General features: G+C 56.4%; 13 protein-coding genes. All 13 read right to left on the reverse strand.

The features are described from left to right. Positions 1–103: 103 nt before the first annotated feature. The 13 genes from ACK3CV_RS14995 to ACK3CV_RS15055 all read right to left on the reverse strand — a co-directional run bounded on the left by ACK3CV_RS14995 (position 104) and on the right by ACK3CV_RS15055 (position 16804). A complete protein-coding gene (locus tag ACK3CV_RS14995) occupies positions 104–1963 on the reverse strand; it encodes a carbohydrate binding domain-containing protein (RefSeq protein ID WP_164140955.1) in 1860 nt (619 codons plus the stop codon). Positions 1964–1974: 11 nt separating this feature from the next. Then, positions 1975–2718: a glycosyltransferase family 2 protein gene (locus tag ACK3CV_RS15000; protein WP_033634927.1), complete on the reverse strand. Its 744-nt coding sequence runs from the start codon at positions 2716–2718 to the stop codon at positions 1975–1977. 7 nt (positions 2719–2725) lie between these two features. After that, positions 2726–3781 carry a glycosyltransferase family 4 protein gene (locus ACK3CV_RS15005; RefSeq protein ID WP_033653670.1) on the reverse strand — a complete coding sequence of 352 codons (1056 nt, stop codon included), beginning with the start codon at positions 3779–3781 and terminating at the stop codon, positions 2726–2728. A 1-nt stretch (position 3782) separates the two neighbouring features. Then, a complete protein-coding gene (locus ACK3CV_RS15010) occupies positions 3783–4688 on the reverse strand; it encodes a glycosyltransferase family 2 protein (protein WP_033647723.1) in 906 nt (301 codons plus the stop codon). A 3-nt stretch (positions 4689–4691) separates the two neighbouring features. Beyond that, positions 4692–5846, reverse strand: a complete 1155-nt coding sequence (locus ACK3CV_RS15015) for a hypothetical protein (RefSeq protein WP_033647724.1) — start codon at positions 5844–5846, stop codon at positions 4692–4694. Between the two features lie 6 nt (positions 5847–5852). Further along, positions 5853–6701 carry an ATP-grasp fold amidoligase family protein gene (locus tag ACK3CV_RS15020; RefSeq protein WP_048321684.1) on the reverse strand — a complete coding sequence of 283 codons (849 nt, stop codon included), beginning with the start codon at positions 6699–6701 and terminating at the stop codon, positions 5853–5855. Further along, on the reverse strand, positions 6682–7980 hold the full coding sequence (locus tag ACK3CV_RS15025) for a flippase (RefSeq protein ID WP_033634932.1): 1299 nt from the start codon (positions 7978–7980) through the stop codon (positions 6682–6684). The genes ACK3CV_RS15020 and ACK3CV_RS15025 overlap by 20 nt, the downstream gene beginning before the upstream one ends. Positions 7981–7984: 4 nt before the next feature. Next, complete coding sequence (locus tag ACK3CV_RS15030) at positions 7985–10165, reverse strand: polysaccharide biosynthesis tyrosine autokinase (RefSeq protein WP_033647729.1); 2181 nt, start codon at positions 10163–10165, stop codon at positions 7985–7987. A 27-nt stretch (positions 10166–10192) separates the two neighbouring features. Further along, on the reverse strand, positions 10193–11326 hold the full coding sequence (locus tag ACK3CV_RS15035; protein WP_164134354.1) for a polysaccharide export protein: 1134 nt from the start codon (positions 11324–11326) through the stop codon (positions 10193–10195). Positions 11327–11371: 45 nt separating this feature from the next. Further along, entirely contained in the window at positions 11372–12421 is a 1050-nt protein-coding gene (gene wecA / locus ACK3CV_RS15040) for a UDP-N-acetylglucosamine--undecaprenyl-phosphate N-acetylglucosaminephosphotransferase (RefSeq protein ID WP_033647732.1), read from the reverse strand. A 174-nt stretch (positions 12422–12595) separates the two neighbouring features. Then, on the reverse strand, positions 12596–13558 hold the full coding sequence (locus ACK3CV_RS15045) for an NAD-dependent epimerase/dehydratase family protein (RefSeq protein WP_033634936.1): 963 nt from the start codon (positions 13556–13558) through the stop codon (positions 12596–12598). A gap of 180 nt (positions 13559–13738) precedes the next feature. Continuing rightward, on the reverse strand, positions 13739–14638 hold the full coding sequence (locus tag ACK3CV_RS15050) for a winged helix-turn-helix domain-containing protein (protein ID WP_039565575.1): 900 nt from the start codon (positions 14636–14638) through the stop codon (positions 13739–13741). 771 nt (positions 14639–15409) lie between these two features. After that, positions 15410–16804: a NarK family nitrate/nitrite MFS transporter gene (locus ACK3CV_RS15055; RefSeq protein WP_033647734.1), complete on the reverse strand. Its 1395-nt coding sequence runs from the start codon at positions 16802–16804 to the stop codon at positions 15410–15412. Between the last annotated feature and the right edge of the window lie 91 nt (positions 16805–16895).

Genomic DNA, 16895 nt, shown 5'->3' on the forward strand with positions numbered 1-16895 from the left:
TAAATCAGGAGTGGAAGACGGAGACTGACGGGCGGGAGGCAAGACGGGGTATTTGGGGGTAGGACGCGGGAGAAACCTCCCGCGTAACGCTAACTCGACGCATTCAGCGTTGGAGCCACAGCGTCGCGGTGCCCACGGCGGGCAACGCCAGCTGGATCTCCGCCCCCCCTTCCTGCTGCCGCCAGCCCGCCGGAAGGCGCAATCGGGTGCTTCCCTCTCGATAGTAAGGGTTGGCTACCAGCAGCAAGGCGCGATCGCCCAGAACAAACATCCGCGCCGGCATTTGAGGGTTGCTTCCCGCCAGCGGCGTCGATTTTCCCGTCAGCAGATAAGGGGTGAAGGCGGCGATTTGCTGCGACACGGCGGCCACACCGCGCCAGGTGGCGTCAAACTCCCGTTGGTCGAAGCGGCCGGTTTTGCGCTTGTAAAACAGATCGGTATAAGAATAAAACAACAGCCCCTTGGCGCCGCCGATCAGCGCCTGCCAGGCCTGATTGCGGATTTCCGCCTCTGACGGCGGATGTGGCTTGCGGCGGGCGTCATAAGCGGCATGATCCATGATTTGCATCACCACCCAGGCCCCGCGCGCCTGGCGGGCGGCCTGCACCGTCAGTTCGGTATAACGCGTGGTGCGCGTCAGATCGCGATCGTTCCCCACCGGGTAAGGGTCGGTCGCCAAAATGTCGCTGCTGTTGAAGTGAGCGTCCAACTCCCCGGTTTTGTTCAACACCTGGAAGGTAGGATGATCGCCGTCAAGCCGCTTTATTTGCAGGTTTTTTTCCTCGATCTTATCGAGATATTCCGGCCCCAGCTCATCGTTGATGTACCAGGCGAGCAGGTTGGGCTGAGAGCGCAAGCGCTGCACGTACCAGGCCGTCAGCGCCGCATAATCACCGCCGCGCACGGCCGGAGCGAAACGGCTGCCGCGGTACTGATCTTTGACGGAGTAAATGACCAGCAGCCCGCGCTGGCGTGCGTTGCGGAAAAAGGCGTAAGGGTCTTTCTTCTCCCCATAATCATAATTCAGCACCGTGTTGAATCCCGCCGATGCGATGCGCGCCAAATGCTCATCGGTCGCCACGTTGGCGTAAATGCCCAACGGGAAAAGCCGTTGACCGTCGCGCAGGGTAAAGCCTTCGCTGTCGATCGCCACTTTGGCCGCAGGCTGCCCGACGCGAAAAGACAGCTCGCTGTCCGGTGCCGGCCGGGATTGCTGCCCGGTGACCTGCTGACGCAGGCGGTATTCGCCCTGGGCCAGGCCGGTCGGCGGTTGGTATTCGATACGGCGCTGCCCTTCAACCTGATAACGGTCGCGGCTACGGTGAACAACCTGCCCCTCGGCATTGAGCAATTCGCTGTCGACTTGCAAACGCTGCGGCTGCGAAGTGACGACCAGCGTGTCGACCTTCCCCTGTGCCGACGCGCCGAGCTGATACAACGCGGGCGTAGGCGCTCGAGCACACGCATAGGCGTCGTCAAACCAGGCGGTACCGGTGCTCCCCTTGCGCAGATAAACGCCAAACGTGATTCGCGCCGCCTGCGGCGGCACGGTATAGCTGGCGTTCACCTGCCGCCAGCCGCTGTCGCCGGTCACCCCAGCCGGATAGCTGCCCTCCAGAAAGCGCCCCTGCGCATCAAAGCTCTGCAGATAAACCCCGGCGCCGCCGTCGCGGCTTTGCCCGCGTACGCCGCGGGTTTTGAGCCAGACGCCAAAATCGATCGTCTGTCCGGGCGCAACCTGCAGCGCCTGGTTGAAGGTGCGGTACTGCGCGGCATCTGCATTGTCATAGCGCAAACTGCCATTGCCGCTGTGCGTATCGCCGTCGGCCTGCGCGCCCTGCGCTCGCCAGCCGCCGAGCCCCTGCTCAAAGCCGGGGTTGGCCAACAGATTGGGTTGGCAGCTCTGCGCCAGAGCCGAAGCGCCCCACAAGGCGCAACAGCCCAGAACCACCCTCTGATACATCCCCCTCATGGTCATTTCCTTTTCACCACGGCATTGAACAGATAGGTGGCGAACAGATAGCAGGATTTCTGGTAAGACAGCCCCAAATGCTGACGGTAAATCCGCCATTGCCAGTCAGCGGCGCGGATTTTGTTGCCCGACAGCGAATGGGTAGACAATCGGTAACAGGCCAGCGGTTCAGGAATGCAGTAGGCCAGGCCGTTACGCGCCTTCTGCAGCACCGCCAGCCACATCAAATAGTCCTCATGGCCCACTTTTTGCTGATACACCTTGCCGATGCGCTTTTGGTTGTAGATGCCGGTGAGATTACCGATCCAGTTGCTTTTCAACATGTCCTGATAGCCGATAAGCTCTTCCGCGCCACGGGTGTTTTTGATCAATTTCAGGTCGTCTTCGAAGGTGTAGTAATGGGAACACACCACGTCGTAGCGGCGGGTTTGCAAAATGCTCGCCTGGCGCGACAGCTTGTTGGGGAGCCATACGTCATCGCTGTCGCAGAAGGCGATATAGTCGCCGTTCGCCGCCTCAATGCCGATGTTGCGCGTTTCCGCCACGCCCTGATTATGCTCATTGCGTATATAGGTGAGGCGATCGTGGATAAACGGCCGCACCACCTCGGCAGTATCGTCGGTGGACGCATCATCGATCACATACAGGTGATAATCGGTAAATCGCTGGTTCAGCACGCCTAGAATCGACTCTTTGATAGAGTTCGCGGCATTGTAGGCCGGCATGATTACGGATATCTTTTCCATTTTGTCCTCACTCGGTGAGCTGTTGCCACTGGGGATAAATACGTTCGGGAGAAAAACGGCGAGACTTCTCTAACGCGGCGACAGAAAAGTGCTCGCGCAAACCCGGATCGAGCATCAGTTTGATCACCCCTTCGCTGAAGGCGGCGGCGTCGTCATCGGGCACCAGATAGCCGTTGACGCCGTCGTCTATCAACTCGGCCGGGCCGGTCTTGCAGTCGTAGGCCACCAACGGCAGGCCGAAACTCATGGCTTCGATCAACACCATCGGCAATCCCTCATAGCGAGAGGTCATCAAATACAGGCTGGCCTGGCGATAATAGTCCGCCACGTCGGCGGTGGCCGGCAGCAGACTCACCTGCCGCGCCAGCCCGGCGTCTTCAATCTGCCGCCGCAGCGCATCGCGCTCCGGGCCGTCGCCAATAATCAGCAGCCGCCAATCCGGCACCTGCGCCGCCACCCCTCGCCACAGCGCGATCAGACGATCGAAGCCCTTCTGATTGCTCAAGCGCCCCACCGCCAGCGCCACCTTTTGCTGCAGCGCCGGCGTCGGCGCCTGTGCGCGGAACGGCGAAACGTTCTCGATCACCCTACATTTCCCGGCCCCCACCCAGCGCGCGATGGCGTCGCTATCTTGCCGCGTCAGGAAAATCACGCGATCGCTCAGCCGGTAAACCAGCAACTTCAGCCACTTAAATACGCGCGGATACTGGTGAAAGCTGACGTGCTCACTCAACAGCAGCCGGCTGCGGGCACAGAACAAACGCAGGAAAGGCGTCATCACCACCGACAGTTTCCCCATGGAAACGGTAATGATCACGTCCGCGCGTTCACGCCGCAGCGCGAACGCCAGCCGCCACGGCCAGAACAGCGAATCGCCACCGCCGCAGCGCAACCGGACGTCGCTCGCCAGCGGAAAGAAGCTCCGCTCGCCAAACAGCGAAAACACCGCGACCTCGTAACCCGGCAAACGCGCCAGCGCATTGGCCAAACCGCTGGCGACCCTCTCAGTACCGCCCTTGCCCGCCATATTTTCGATAACGATGATTATCTTGCGTGGTTGCATGTCATCTCCTGAATCCCTGGCGCACGTTGCGCAGCAGCCGGCCGCCAACCGAGAACAACCCCAACCGCGCCAGACAATCGCCATACCATTTGATCATCTTGAACTTGCCGCTCAGGCTATGCCGCACGATGCGCGACGAGTAATAATTGAACGCCTGGGCGTTTTCCGAATACAGCGAGGCCAGCAGATGCTTACAGGCGAATCCGCTGATATGGCGATCGCTGGGGCTGAGGAAGGTATTGATAAAGCGGTCGCTGGCCTCCAGATTAAGCTTCGCCGTCATGCGCCCGTAGCGCCCCACGTCGAGAAACACCCCGCCGCCGGCGTCATGCGCCACTTGCGCGCCCAAATTGGTGGCGTTGACCAGAAAACCCCAATCCTGATGCTTGTTGAGAAACTCGGGAAATAAAAAGCGGCGATCGCTTTTTTTACGCATGCTGATGGTGGATGACCGAATATCGCCCATTTCCAGAAAAAGAAAATCTTCGCCGGAAGAACCGGATTTGTAGTGGAAGTTGAAGTCGCGTACCGAATCGCCGCTCACCTCCGCATAGTTGCCGAAGATAATATCAATCTGGCGATCTTCATGCTTCTTCATGCGGCGAATAATATAGTTGGTTGTGAAGTAATCATCGGAGTCGAGGAAAAACACGATCTCCGATTGCGCTAACTTGGTGCCTAAGTTGCGCGATACCGCCGCATTGCTCTTCTGTTTTTTCTCATGCAGCATCACATTGCTATTGGTCGCCGCTATCTGGCGGATAGATTTGATGTCATCCTCGTCAGAGCAATCATCAACCAAAATCACCTGATAGTCGAACCCTTGGCAAGCGTTGAAAATTCGCTTCAGCGTTTTAGGCAGGTAGCGCGAACTATTATAAATAGGGATCACGATAGAGAAATCCATTTCTTAACCCTCCAGCTTAGAATTTATTATTTCTTTTCCACGGCAAAGCAACAATAACGACACGTTAAATACCGGGACCAAAAAATAGGTTTCCGTCAAGGTTGTTAACAGGAAAACCACCACCACCCAGCGCATGAATCGACTCAGCCTGCGCATATTGCCCAACAAGTGAAAATAACAAAAAAGCATGACGACAGAGGCGATGCCACCGGCCGAATAAAACATGGCGATGAAGAAGAAATCGACTGGCTTATACGGCTCTATATTCATGCCGAACAGCGGATTGGGTAGCCCCACCGCCTGAAACATCTGCCAGGAGAACCAGATCCGGCCGGTCAGCGCCTGGTTCAAGAGCACGTCCAATGCCGGATTGTTCCCCCAGCGTATAACGCTGGCGAATTGAAAGCCTACAATGACCAACGTCAGTGCGATGCAGACTTTTCTGTTGGGGGCGACACGCAGCAGCGGCGCCAGCCAAAACAGCAGCAGCATCAACAACGCCAGCATAAAACAGGTGCGAGAATAGGAATACATCAGCACCGGGAGAATTAACGCCGATACCGCCAACGAAGCGATATTTTTCATTCCACGCGTTAATTTCGCATGGTCGATCAGGCACAGCAGTGTGGCGAACAAGGCAAAAGAATAATACGCCAGGGTATTCGGGTTATCGAACCCCAGCGTTAATCTGTTGCCATAACGTTCATCAAGGTAAACAAACCCATCAGTGTAAAAGGTATAGGGAATAACCACCAGCAACCCTGCCACCACAAAGGTGATGGCAAACATTTCAGCGCCACGCCCCATTTCGATACGACGAAATAAAATTATCACCGCCGTGCTGAATACCGCACCAAACAGATAATCACCATGCCCGGTGGCAATATTCATAAGAAACAGCAGAACCAAAAAACCCGCAACCGCCTTTTCCGCCAGCGTAGCGATAAAAAATGCATAGCCGACATAGAGCAACATCAGGCCATTCAGCCCCAGCACGGCTTTATTAATCAGCTCGCTGTTGAACGATCCCGAGGTCAGGAAGGTTTTCACGAAAAACATCAGCAGGAAGGTCAATACGATGGATTGATTGATCAAATCCCGCGACTGATTATAACCGGCATTGGCATGCATTTGAAAATTGGAGGCGACTCTTTGCATAAGCGTTTACTCAGTAAAATAACTGCCCCATTCCTGCTCAATGTTTTTCGGCATCAGCTTGCTTAGCCCCGCGCCAGGCGTAAACGTCAACTCACCGAAATACACCTTCTCGCCGACCTGGTAGAAATCCACGCGCACATAAGAGAACTGCTGCGCCGTCTGGCGAGCCAAACGTATCATTTCATCCAGCCGCGTAGGGCGCGGCATCGGTTCGTCGGCATTGGGCAAGCTGATGCGGATTTCGGTGCGGTTCCAGTCGACATCAAAAATATCGCGCCGATGGGTGCCGAAGCGCTGATAATCCACCTGGATGAACATGCGAATTTCATGATTGTCGTTGAAACAATGAAACTTGATATCGTTCGGCACCTGTTCGCCATCCAGCAACATGCGCTCCACCATGATGCAGGGTTCGATATCCAGATAATGCTTTTCGCGACTCTGCTCATAAAAGTTGCTGCGCATCCACGCGTTGCTGAGATCGTACAACTCCGCGTAGCTAACCTGCCGCTTGTCGAACACCAACCGGTTATAACCGCTGCCGTGGTTGGCCTTCAGCACAAAGGCGTTGGGCAATTGCCTGAACATCTCGTAGCTGAGTTCAGTGCCATGCGCATACAGCTCCACCAGGTACTCCTCGCCCCACAGACCGGCGATAAATTCACGTACCTTGAACTTGTCCGACAAGGTGGTGTAGATGCTGCGCGGATAAATTTTGCGGCGCATGATCTTTTCGCTGAAGCCGGTCGGTTTTGACAGGTGCGGCAGCTTCTTGAAATAGAGCGCGTATTTAACCTGATGGTGCCAGGCATCGGGCAGGCGCTTGGAAATGTTTTTAACCAGGATGTTTAACATGCTCTCTCCTTAATTTGCTGACAAGACGCGGCAGGCAGTAAAAACAGGTCAGCTGCAGTCGGGTAATTTTTCCGCCACGGAATAAACTGTTCAGCACAAAGAACGAAATGAATTCCGCCAGCAGCGTAGACACCGCCGCGCCGATCAGGCCATAGCGCGGGATCAGCAGCAGATTCATCACCACGTTCGCCACAGCCACCAACGGCATCTTGATGGCGATAAAGCGATAGCCGGCGAACAGCACGATGCTGCGGTACGAAACCGTCCCCATGACCGAAAACAGCGAGGTCAGCGTACAAATAGCCAGGATGTTGGCGGCCGGTTGGAAAGCGGCGCCGTACAGCAGCGCAATGGCCGGGTGGGCGAACCACCACAGGCCCAGCAACACCGGCAACGACAGGCCCAGGACCACCAGATAAAGCACCCGGATACGGTACTCCTGCTCCAACGGATCGCGGCAGCTGGCAATGCCCGGCATCAACGAGGTGATCAGCGCCATCGGCACGAAAACCCAGCCTTGGCTGAGGGTGGTGGCGGCGCTGAACCAGCCTACCGCCTGTTCGCCGACCAGATTGCCCAGCATGATTTGATCGATGCGGGTATAGATCACTATCGACAGGCTGGAGATGGCCAACGGCAGCCCCACCTTTAGCAAGTAACGGCCGTAGCGCCTGGCCTGGCGCGGCGTAACCCGCGGCGAGGCCGCAGCTTCCCCACGGAATAACCAGAGGCGCACCAGGTAAGGCACGGCGCTGCTGAGGATGTAGGGTACCGCGAACCACACCAGCGGCAGCGCGGCGCTCACCAGCGCCAGCCGCAGCCCGATCGACAGCAGCAGCGCCAGGTTGTTGATCAGCGTATTGCGTTTCGACTGCAGGCGGGCATCGTAATAAATCTTGTACACGTCCTGAATCGAGAAATAGGCGCTGACAAGCAGCAACAGCGTCATCAGTTGGCTGGCGGGCGTTTGGCTGAAATAGCTCCATATCAGTATCGGCAGCGCCACCACCAGGAACAGCCGGCGGCGCAGGCGTATTGACGCCAGCATCAGGCGAATGCCGCTCGGCTGTCGGCGGGCGACGCGGTTGAAAATGATGCTGTCGGCGCCCAACTGCACCAGTGGCACCACGATGGCGATCGTCGCCAACAGATAGTTGAGCGCGCCAAACTGCGCGGGCCCCAGATAGCGCGCAACGTAAATGGAGACGAAGATGCCGGACAGGCTGAGCGAAACGCGTTCGAGCATCAGCCACAGGGCATTGGTGATAATTGCCTTCACCCGCTTACTCCCCTGCCTGCGGGCGTTCTTCCCGATGGCTTGGGTAGGCGAAGTTGTAATAGCTCATGTCGGTTGCCGCCTTCTTCACCATGCCGTTGAGGATCACGCCCTTGATCGTCACCCCATTCTGTTCGAAGCGGCGCATGCTGGTTTCGATCTGCTTGACGGTATTCACCTCAAAGCGCACCACCAGCAGCGAGGTGCCCGCGTGATTGCCGACGATCGCCGCGTCCGTCACCGCCAGAATCGGCGGCGTGTCGATCAGCACCAGATCGTAGTTTTGCCCGGCCCAGCGCAGAAAATCGGCGAAACGACGGTGCATCAGCAGTTCGGACGGGTTCGGCGGCACCTGGCCGCGCGGCACGAAGTCCAGGTTGGCGATGGCGGTTTTCCGCACCGCCTGTTCCGCCGTCACGTTGCCCACCAGCATGTCGGACAGGCCCTGATGCCCATCATCCGCCAACCAGCGGTGCAGGAAGCCTTTGCGCATATCGGCGTCGATCAACAGCACCCGCTGCCCGGCCTGCGCCACCACCACCGCCAGGTTGGTGCTGGTAAAGCTCTTGCCGCTTTCCGGGCTGGCGCCGGAGACCATCAGAATGTTGTTTTTGGCCTCCATCATGGCGAAATGCAGGCTGGTGCGCAGGCTGCGGATCGCTTCCACCGACAGATCCGTCGGTTCGGCCACCGCCAGGATCGGCAAGCGCCGGCCGCCGGATTTGGGCAGCAAATGACGCTGCTCGCGGTTGCGCTTGACCTGCCACGGCGACAGCGGCACCGTGGCGTAGACGTTGATGCCCCGCTTCTCCAGGGTATCGATATCATTGATGCCGCGATGGAAAGCCGCGCGCAGCAGCACCACCGAGGCGGCGCCTCCCGCCCCCAGCAGCAGCGCCAACAAGACGATCAGCATCTTTTGCGGCTTAATCGGCCGGATAGCGGTTTCCGCTTCGTCGATGATGCGAACGTTGCCCACCGTGCCGGCCTTGCTGATGCTCAGCTCCTGCTGCTTGTTCATCAGCTGCATGTAAACCTGCTGATCCACCTGCACGTCGCGGGTGAGGCGCAGGATCTCCTGCTGCATTTTCGGCAGCGTCTGCACCTGTTTACCCAGCCGCGCCTTTTCCGCCTCCAGCGTGGCGCGCTTTTCCAGCAGCGCCCGGTAAGCCGGGTGCGCGCGGGTATAGAGCTTGGAGATCTCCGCTTCCTTGAAGGTCAGCTCATTGAGCTGGGCTTCGAGCTGCACCTGAGTATCCAGCACCGATTTGGCTTCCAGCGACAGATCCACCGAGTCGTTTTGCTGGCGGAACTGATTGAGCTGGGTTTCGGCATTGTTCAGCGAGGTTTGCGTTTGCGGCAATTGCTCTTGCAGGAACGCCAGCATGCGCTGCGCCTCTTCCGTTTTGCGGTCCACGTTCTGTTGCAGGTAGTTGTCGGTGATGTTCTTCAGCATCGCCTCGGCGCTCTGCGGATCTTCGCTCGGCAGCGTAAAGGCCATGATGCCGCTGTCCTTGCCGCCCGGTACCACGTCCAGGTATTTGCGCAGATCGTCCACCGCTTCTTGACGCGCGACTTTGACCACGGTAAAGCTGGCGCCCGGCGCCGCGTCCAGCGCCGAGACGGTCATGTTCCAACCGCCCTGCGCCACCGGCTGCCCGACCACGCCGCTGAATAGTTTGTCGCCGTCATGGCTCAATTCGTAATGCTGCCCGTCGCGCACCGTCAGCGTCAGCGCTTCGCCCTGCATGTCCGCCGGCGTCGTCAGCGTGGTGATGTTCAGCACCGGCGGCTTTTCACCGCTCAACCGGGCAAGGCCTTTGCCGAACACCGGGAAATAGTCCGGGCTGACGCGCACCGTCAGGCCGAGGGCGTCCACCGTTTTGCCGAGCACGTAGCGTGACTTGGCCAGCGTCACCTCATCCTGCGTCGCCGAGCTTTGCCCCATCGTGCTGTCCAGCGTTTCACGCAGCAGCGAATCGCCGGACAGCTGCTTCTCCACCTGCACCACCGCCGTGGCCTGATACACCGGGGTGGCCAACAGGGCGTAGGCGACGCCCAGCACGCCGGCCAAACCGGTCACGACGGCGATCCGCCAACGGTTATCCCACAGCGGCCCGATCAGCCGCTCCCACTCCAGCTTTTCATCTTGTTCGGCCACCATCACGGACAGCGCATTGTTTTTCATCTTCTGTTCCTTATTCACCCTGCGGAGTTACCAGTTGCGCACGCGCAAGGTAGCCTCGCTGAGATCGTTAAAGCTGCTGATGGTCGGCACCAGCTGGCTGATCAAACGGTTCCAGCGCGCGATCGGCGCCGCAGTGACGTACACGACGTCGTAAGGTTGCAGCTGAAATTCAGCGCCCATCGCCAGCGCGCTGGCGTCGGAGAGATCGAACTGATACAGCGTCGCCAGCCGCTGCGGCGTTTTACCGCCGTTCGGCCGGATCACGAACACCCCGGTCGCATCCGCCACCGTCTGGCTGATCCCTTCGGAAGATCCGAGGGCTTCGGTCAGGGTCATGCCGCTGCGATCCATCTTCAGCGTCGCTTGCTTGCCCACCTCGCCCATCACGAACACTTTCAATTCGTCATTGCGCGGGATGTAGAGGATGTCGCCCGGCTGCAGCAGCGCGTTCTGGCTGATGTCGCCACGCTGCATCAGCGCCTGCAGCGAAATAGCCCGCTCTTTGCCCTGATGGGTCAGCACCACGTTGCGCCAGTCGGCGTTGTCCGTCAGGCCGCCGGCGGCGTTGATCGCGTCCAGAATGGTCAACGGCACGTTGGTGATCGCCTGTTGGCCGGAGGTTTTCACTTCGCCGGTCACGTAGGCCTTCTGCGAACGAAAAGCGGCGATGCTGACGTCCACCTGCGGGCTTTCCACGTACTGCGCCAGACGGCCGGCGATCAGGCTGCGCACTTCGGTGACGGTCTTGCCCACCACCGCCACTCGCCCGATATAGGGATAAAAGATCGTGCCATCTGCATGCACCCAGTTGCCGGTATCGCTGGCGCTGCGGTACTGCCCGGCCGGCGTGGTCAACTCGGGGTGATCCCAGACGGTGACGTTCAACACGTCGCCGACGCCGATGCGGTATTGATAGTTCTGCAACCGCTGATCCAGCGCCGGATTCGGCCGGGCGACCGGTTCTACGCGCCGCATTTTCTGCAGCAGCATCGGCGACATGCGGTAAACCTGCACCTGGTCATTCAAATCGAAATCGTCATCCTGCTGCACGACGATGGCTTTTCCGCTGGTCGGTAAATGTGAGCCGGGGACCACCGTACACCCGCTCAACAACGCGGAGGTGAAGGCCAACGGCATCAAAAGAGGCAAATGAAAATTCATGGAAGTACCGTGATAAGCGGGCTGCTGCCGCAGCCCGTGAGGGGATTAACGGCCGACGGTCGGATTATCGCTGAACACCGTCGCCTGACGCGGTTCGCGCAACATGGCGAAATAACCGCAGAAACAAAACAGAAACGCCACCAGCATCAGGCTTTCCTGCAGCTGCAGCACTTCGCTGCAAATGCCGACGCAGGCCAGCGTCACCGCCAGCATGGTGCTCATCGCCAGCGCCTGGCGCGCATTGAGCCCGCGACGCATCAGAATGTGGTGCAAATGATCGCGGCCCGCTTTGAAGGGGCTTTGGCGGCGCAACAGGCGGCGCACCATCACGGTCACCATGTCCATCAGCGGAATGGCGATCAGCCACAGCGCGGTGACCGGGCGCATTACCGCCTGCGGCCCCTGAGTCGCCAGCAACACCAGCCACAGCACGCTGAAGCCGATCACCATGCTGCCGGCGTCCCCCATAAAGATCTTGTTGCGCGCGCCGAACAGGCTCAGGTTGAACAGCAGATAAGCCGCCAGCGCGGCGATCAGGCCCAGGCACCACAGCGCCAGATCTTCCCGGCCGCCCAATCCGAACACGATGGCCAATGCAACGAAGGTAACGCAGGACAAGGCGCCCAGTTGCCCGTCGATGCCATCCACCATGTTGTAGGCGTTGATCGCTCCCCATACCGCCAGCGGCGTGAGCAGCAACGCGCCATAGCCGAGCATCACTTCCTGATGCCCCCAGACATAGCCCAATGAGGAAAGCTGCATCCCTGCCGCCAGCATCATCGCCAGCGCGATCCCTCCCTGCACCATGACGCGCGGCGCCACGGGCAGATCAAAGCGGTCATCCAGCACGCCCAATACCACCAGCGCCGTAATGCACAGCAGATAGACGGTGCTGTCGGGCAGCCAGGCGGGTTGCCACAGCGTCATCAGCATCAGCGTCAGGTATACGGCGATGCCGCCGACCAGCGGAATATGTCCCAGATGTTGCTTGCGCGCATTGGGCTTATCCACCAATCCCACCGTCAAGGCGGCCCGGCGGGCAATAAGCACCCAGGCGACCGCCAGCACAAATATCACGCTCAGTTGATATAACATCGTTCCTCCAGCGAATAAGCACGCTACCGCCCTTGAGTTACAGCTCCCAATGCGCTATTAACAAAAACAAAATTGATCCGGCCAGGATATAAGTCAGCATGAGTTAATCCTGAAAAATACAGATTTATCCGCTTGTCGGCGGAAATACGTAAATAACGTCAGCGTGCGGTTAAGTTATCTATCAGAAAACTCATGTTTAATGGTTCTTTCGATTGCCGAATCAAGTTCAACCGGCGCCACGAAATTATTTTGCACATTACTTTTAAATTGCGTTCTGGCGCAGAATTTCTGCACTCTGACGCGGCTGATTGGGAATTTTTTACGACTTATTTTACTCACGACATCCAATGCGGTCGCCCCGCATATGCCCACCACATAAGGAATGCGAATCGTCTTATTTTCTCTGCCCAGCGAGGAGGAAATAACGTCGACCAATTGATTCATCGTAAAGTCCGGTTTATCGACGTAGTTGCTGACCTGATAACTTGATTGCTGGTCCAACGCATGTTCCAGCCGCGCGGCAATATTCTCAACGTAAGCCATCGACTTCATATTATTGCCGCTGCCAATCATCACGAATCGGCCGCTGGCGATCTGGCGGAACAGGTTATACACATTGCCGCGATTGCCTTCACCGAATACCACCGTCGGGCGGATGATGGTCAATTTGTTTGCGCTATCCGCCTTGCGCCACGCTTCATAAACGTATTCCGCTTCGAGCTTGGACTTGCCGTAATGGTTGAAGGGATCGAAACGTCCCCCTTCATCGGTTTCCTGCTCGACGAACCCGTAAACGGCCACCGAGGAAGTGAAAATGATTTGGCGGATATTCAAGGCGGAGGCGGTCATGCAGACATGGCGTGCGCCTTCGACATTGACCTGATAATAGAGCGAAATAGGATCGACGTTGTCCTGATGCTCCGCCGCCAGATTAATGATGGCGTCACAGCCCGCCAGCGGTTCTTGCAGGGTCTGGGGCTGTGTCACGTCGCCATATTGATAGAGCGCCGGAAAATGCGCGCTGGGTTGCTTGTCAACGATGACCAACGTCAGATCATCGCGCGCACTGAGACGTTTTGCCAGGCGTGTTCCGATAAAACCGGAACCCCCGATAATAGCTACTTTACGCTTATCCATAATTTGTCACTCAGCAGGTTCTCATTATTCCTGTCACCTCGATGGAAACAGGACGCTAATATGCGTTAGGTAATGAGTTCCAGACTGGACAAATCGAACCTGGCTTTCAAATAACAAATAATGAAATAAAAGATTTCATCAAATGTAAAATTATCGCTAAAGATAAAACCTCATTCAGCGCTAATTTTTAACATCGTAAGCAACTTGATATTGCAAGGTTTTGTTCGGCAATATGAGATTAATCCGACCTTTACCCGGCGTAGAAGAAGTCTCATATTTTACCGGCAACTTAAGCTGCCCTTGCTTGGGGTCGACACATTCGATGGTCGCCTGCTCCATGCTCTCGCCCTGGTACAGGCAGAGCAGGGTTTGCGGGCTGTTGGTATGGGGATTATTCAGCGTCAGCGTCAACACCACGCGCGTGTTGTTCTGAATATCATTGATCACCGGTGGACGAGTTTGGTTGCCGAGCACATATGAAAAATGTGAAATAACCAGCAACGAAGCGAATACCGTCAGGTATTTCACTACGCGGCTGGCGGGCATGCTGAAAAAGCGCCGCACCGTCGTCGACTTTTTTTCACGCGTGGGTTCGTGGGCTGACTCTACCGTTGCAACAGGCGCAGCAACCAGCGTCGATTTACGCGGCTTATCTATTTTTTCATCGTTTATTTCAGACGACTCACTTTCATTTTCAGAAAGTTCCGCTTGAATATCAACGCCAATATTTTCATCGCCATTTAATATATCATCATCAGCGTAGCCCTCATCCTCGGATATAAAGTGAAAAGCCGCTTGATTTTCCACCTTGTAACCCAAACGGGGAATGGTTCTGATAAGCGTATGTTCCGTGTCGCTAATTTTTTGGCGAATAGATTTAATTGTTTGATTTATCGTTGAATCTGAGCAGTAAGTTCCTTTCCAGATATTTTCTATAATTTCCGTTCGGGTAACCAGCTCTGGCGATCTGGCGACAAGCAGCGAAAGAATTTGATACTCCTTCCAACGCAGACGAAATTTCTCCCCGGCAGGAGTCAGAACATCGAGATTCCTAATCTTTATTCTTTTATCAAGATTCACTTTTAATTTCCTTAGCGTGCCTGTCCTGCACACTTTGTATAGAAATATCAAAAAATGTTCAAGAAATTAAATGTAAACTCAACAGGTTGCATTCATCGGATATTGGCCTTTATAAAAATTTTCTGATTTCATTTTTTACATTAGGCCTTATTAAGGATGTTCCGTTTACCCAAATGACTCTTTTTCCCTGCTGGCAACATGGATTTCTTTCATGGCTACCGTAAAATTCAAATGGTCACCTCATTGATTTAAAAAGGAAAAACTAGCGGCATTGTTAGATTGTTAATCGAATAAAATTGTGAAATTTCATTCTTATCCGTGAATTCATTGTGTTTTTCCACCTAATCTGATTGTCAGATAGACTACAAAAAGCCGGAAAAAACAGAATGAGAGTTATCTGATTTAACCCCGTTACACATTCCACTCAGTGCGTGCAGCATCTATGACAAAACCCTATTACTGATTTTATAACAATCGCACTAATTATGCCTTACCGTCCCGAAAATTTCATTTAATCTGCGGAAAGATATTAACGCCTTAATGTAAGAATACTCTCAATAAAACGGAAAAAACGTACAAATAATATAATCCGTTTTGGCGAAAATATTCCCACGTTGAGAGATAGTGCTATAAAAAAAGAAAAAAACGGCAAGCGGAGATGAGAATTTTACCTAAAGACAGAAAATTTCACTGAGGAGGTGAGGAGAGATGACTCGGAATGAGCGAAATATCCCTCCCCTGCCGGGAGGGATTGAGAAAGACGTTTGATACTCAGGCTTTTTTCTTGCGGCCATACACCGCCCAGGTGATCACCACGCACAAGATATAGAACACCAGGAATACTTTCATAGCCCCCGCCGGCGAACCGGTCAACGCCAGCGAGGTGCCGAATGCCTGGGGAATGAAGAAGCCGCCGGCGGCCCCGATCGCCGAGATAAAGCCCAATGCGGCGGCGGAGTCCGTCACCGCTTCACGCTGCGCGCTCTCGTCGCTGCCGCCGGCCGCTTTCACGCGATCGACAGTGATTTTACGGAAAATGACGGCGATCATTTGGAAAGTCGACCCGCTGCCCAGCCCCGCAGTGAGGAACAGCACCATAAAGATGCCGTAGAAGGCGATGAACGAACCGCCCTCACCCGCCGTCGGCAAGGTCAGGAACAGCAGCGCGGCGAATACGGCCATCACCACAAAGTTGATCAGCGTCACCCGCACGCCGCCGAAACGGTCAGACAGCGCGCCGCCGACCGGCCGCGCCAGCGCACCGAGGAACGGCCCGAAGAATGCGTAATGCAGGATCACGATGTCCGGGAATTGTGTCTTCGACAGCATGGCAAAACCGGCGGAGAAACCGATGAAAGAACCGAAGGTCGCGAGATACAGCAAACTCAGCATCCACAAATGCCCACGCTTGAGCACTGGCAGTTGCTGGCGCAGCGAGGCCTTGGCCGCCGCCAGATCGTTCATGCCGAACCAAGCCGCCAGGGTGGCGACCAGCAGGAAAGGCACCCAGACCCAGGCGGCGTTTTCCAGCCACAGCTGCCCCCCCTCCGCCTGATTTTGCGCCGTGCCGCCAAACAGGCCGAACAGGCTGAAAGAAATCGCCAGCGGCGCGACCAGCTGCATGACGCTGACGCCCAGATTTCCCAACCCGCCGTTGAGCCCTAACGCGCCGCCCTGACGCGCTTTCGGGAAGAAGAAGCTGATGTTGGCCATGCTGGAGGCAAAGTTGGCGCCGGCGAAGCCGCACAGCAGGGAAATGATGACGAACACGCTGTACGGCGTGCTGCTGTCTTGCACCGCGAACCCCAGCCACAAGCACGGCACCAGCAAGAAGCAGGTGCTGATGGCGGTCCAGCGACGGCCGCCAAACAGCGGGATCACGAATGAATACGGCACGCGTAAAATAGCGCCCGACACCGACGGCAGCGCCGTCAGGAGGAACAGCTGGTCGGTGGTGAAGTTGAAGCCCACCTTGTTCAGGTTGACCGCGACGGCGCTGAACAGCATCCAGACGCAGAAGGCCAACAGCAGGCAGGGAATGGAAATCCACAGGTTGCGGGTGGCGATGCGATGGCCACGCTGCTGCCAAAAGGCGCTGTCTTCAGGACGCCAGTCCTGAATCAGCGCACCGGTTTTCTTTGATGAAGGCGTTGCAAGTTGCGACATAAAAACCTCAGACACGGGGGATCATTCTGCACACCCTAGGGGGCGGCCCCGGCGGCAAAGTTGATGTATATCAACCCGAATGCAAGTAGTT

Source organism: Serratia sp. TSO36, from assembly GCF_057808395.1.

What these genes read in the sequence shown, in the direction of transcription:
- ACK3CV_RS14995 (WP_164140955.1), bottom strand. Translation starts at nt 1,963, where the DNA reads ATGTATCAGAGGGTGGTTCTGGGCTGTTGCGCCTTGTGGGGCGCTTCG.
- ACK3CV_RS15000 (WP_033634927.1), bottom strand. Translation starts at nt 2,718, where the DNA reads ATGGAAAAGATATCCGTAATCATGCCGGCCTACAATGCCGCGAACTCT.
- ACK3CV_RS15005 (WP_033653670.1), bottom strand. Translation starts at nt 3,781, where the DNA reads ATGCAACCACGCAAGATAATCATCGTTATCGAAAATATGGCGGGCAAG.
- ACK3CV_RS15010 (WP_033647723.1), bottom strand. Translation starts at nt 4,688, where the DNA reads ATGGATTTCTCTATCGTGATCCCTATTTATAATAGTTCGCGCTACCTG.
- ACK3CV_RS15015 (WP_033647724.1), bottom strand. Translation starts at nt 5,846, where the DNA reads ATGCAAAGAGTCGCCTCCAATTTTCAAATGCATGCCAATGCCGGTTAT.
- ACK3CV_RS15020 (WP_048321684.1), bottom strand. Translation starts at nt 6,701, where the DNA reads ATGTTAAACATCCTGGTTAAAAACATTTCCAAGCGCCTGCCCGATGCC.
- ACK3CV_RS15030 (WP_033647729.1), bottom strand. Translation starts at nt 10,165, where the DNA reads ATGAAAAACAATGCGCTGTCCGTGATGGTGGCCGAACAAGATGAAAAG.
- ACK3CV_RS15035 (WP_164134354.1), bottom strand. Translation starts at nt 11,326, where the DNA reads ATGAATTTTCATTTGCCTCTTTTGATGCCGTTGGCCTTCACCTCCGCG.
- wecA (WP_033647732.1), bottom strand. Translation starts at nt 12,421, where the DNA reads ATGTTATATCAACTGAGCGTGATATTTGTGCTGGCGGTCGCCTGGGTG.
- ACK3CV_RS15045 (WP_033634936.1), bottom strand. Translation starts at nt 13,558, where the DNA reads ATGGATAAGCGTAAAGTAGCTATTATCGGGGGTTCCGGTTTTATCGGA.
- ACK3CV_RS15055 (WP_033647734.1), bottom strand. Translation starts at nt 16,804, where the DNA reads ATGTCGCAACTTGCAACGCCTTCATCAAAGAAAACCGGTGCGCTGATT.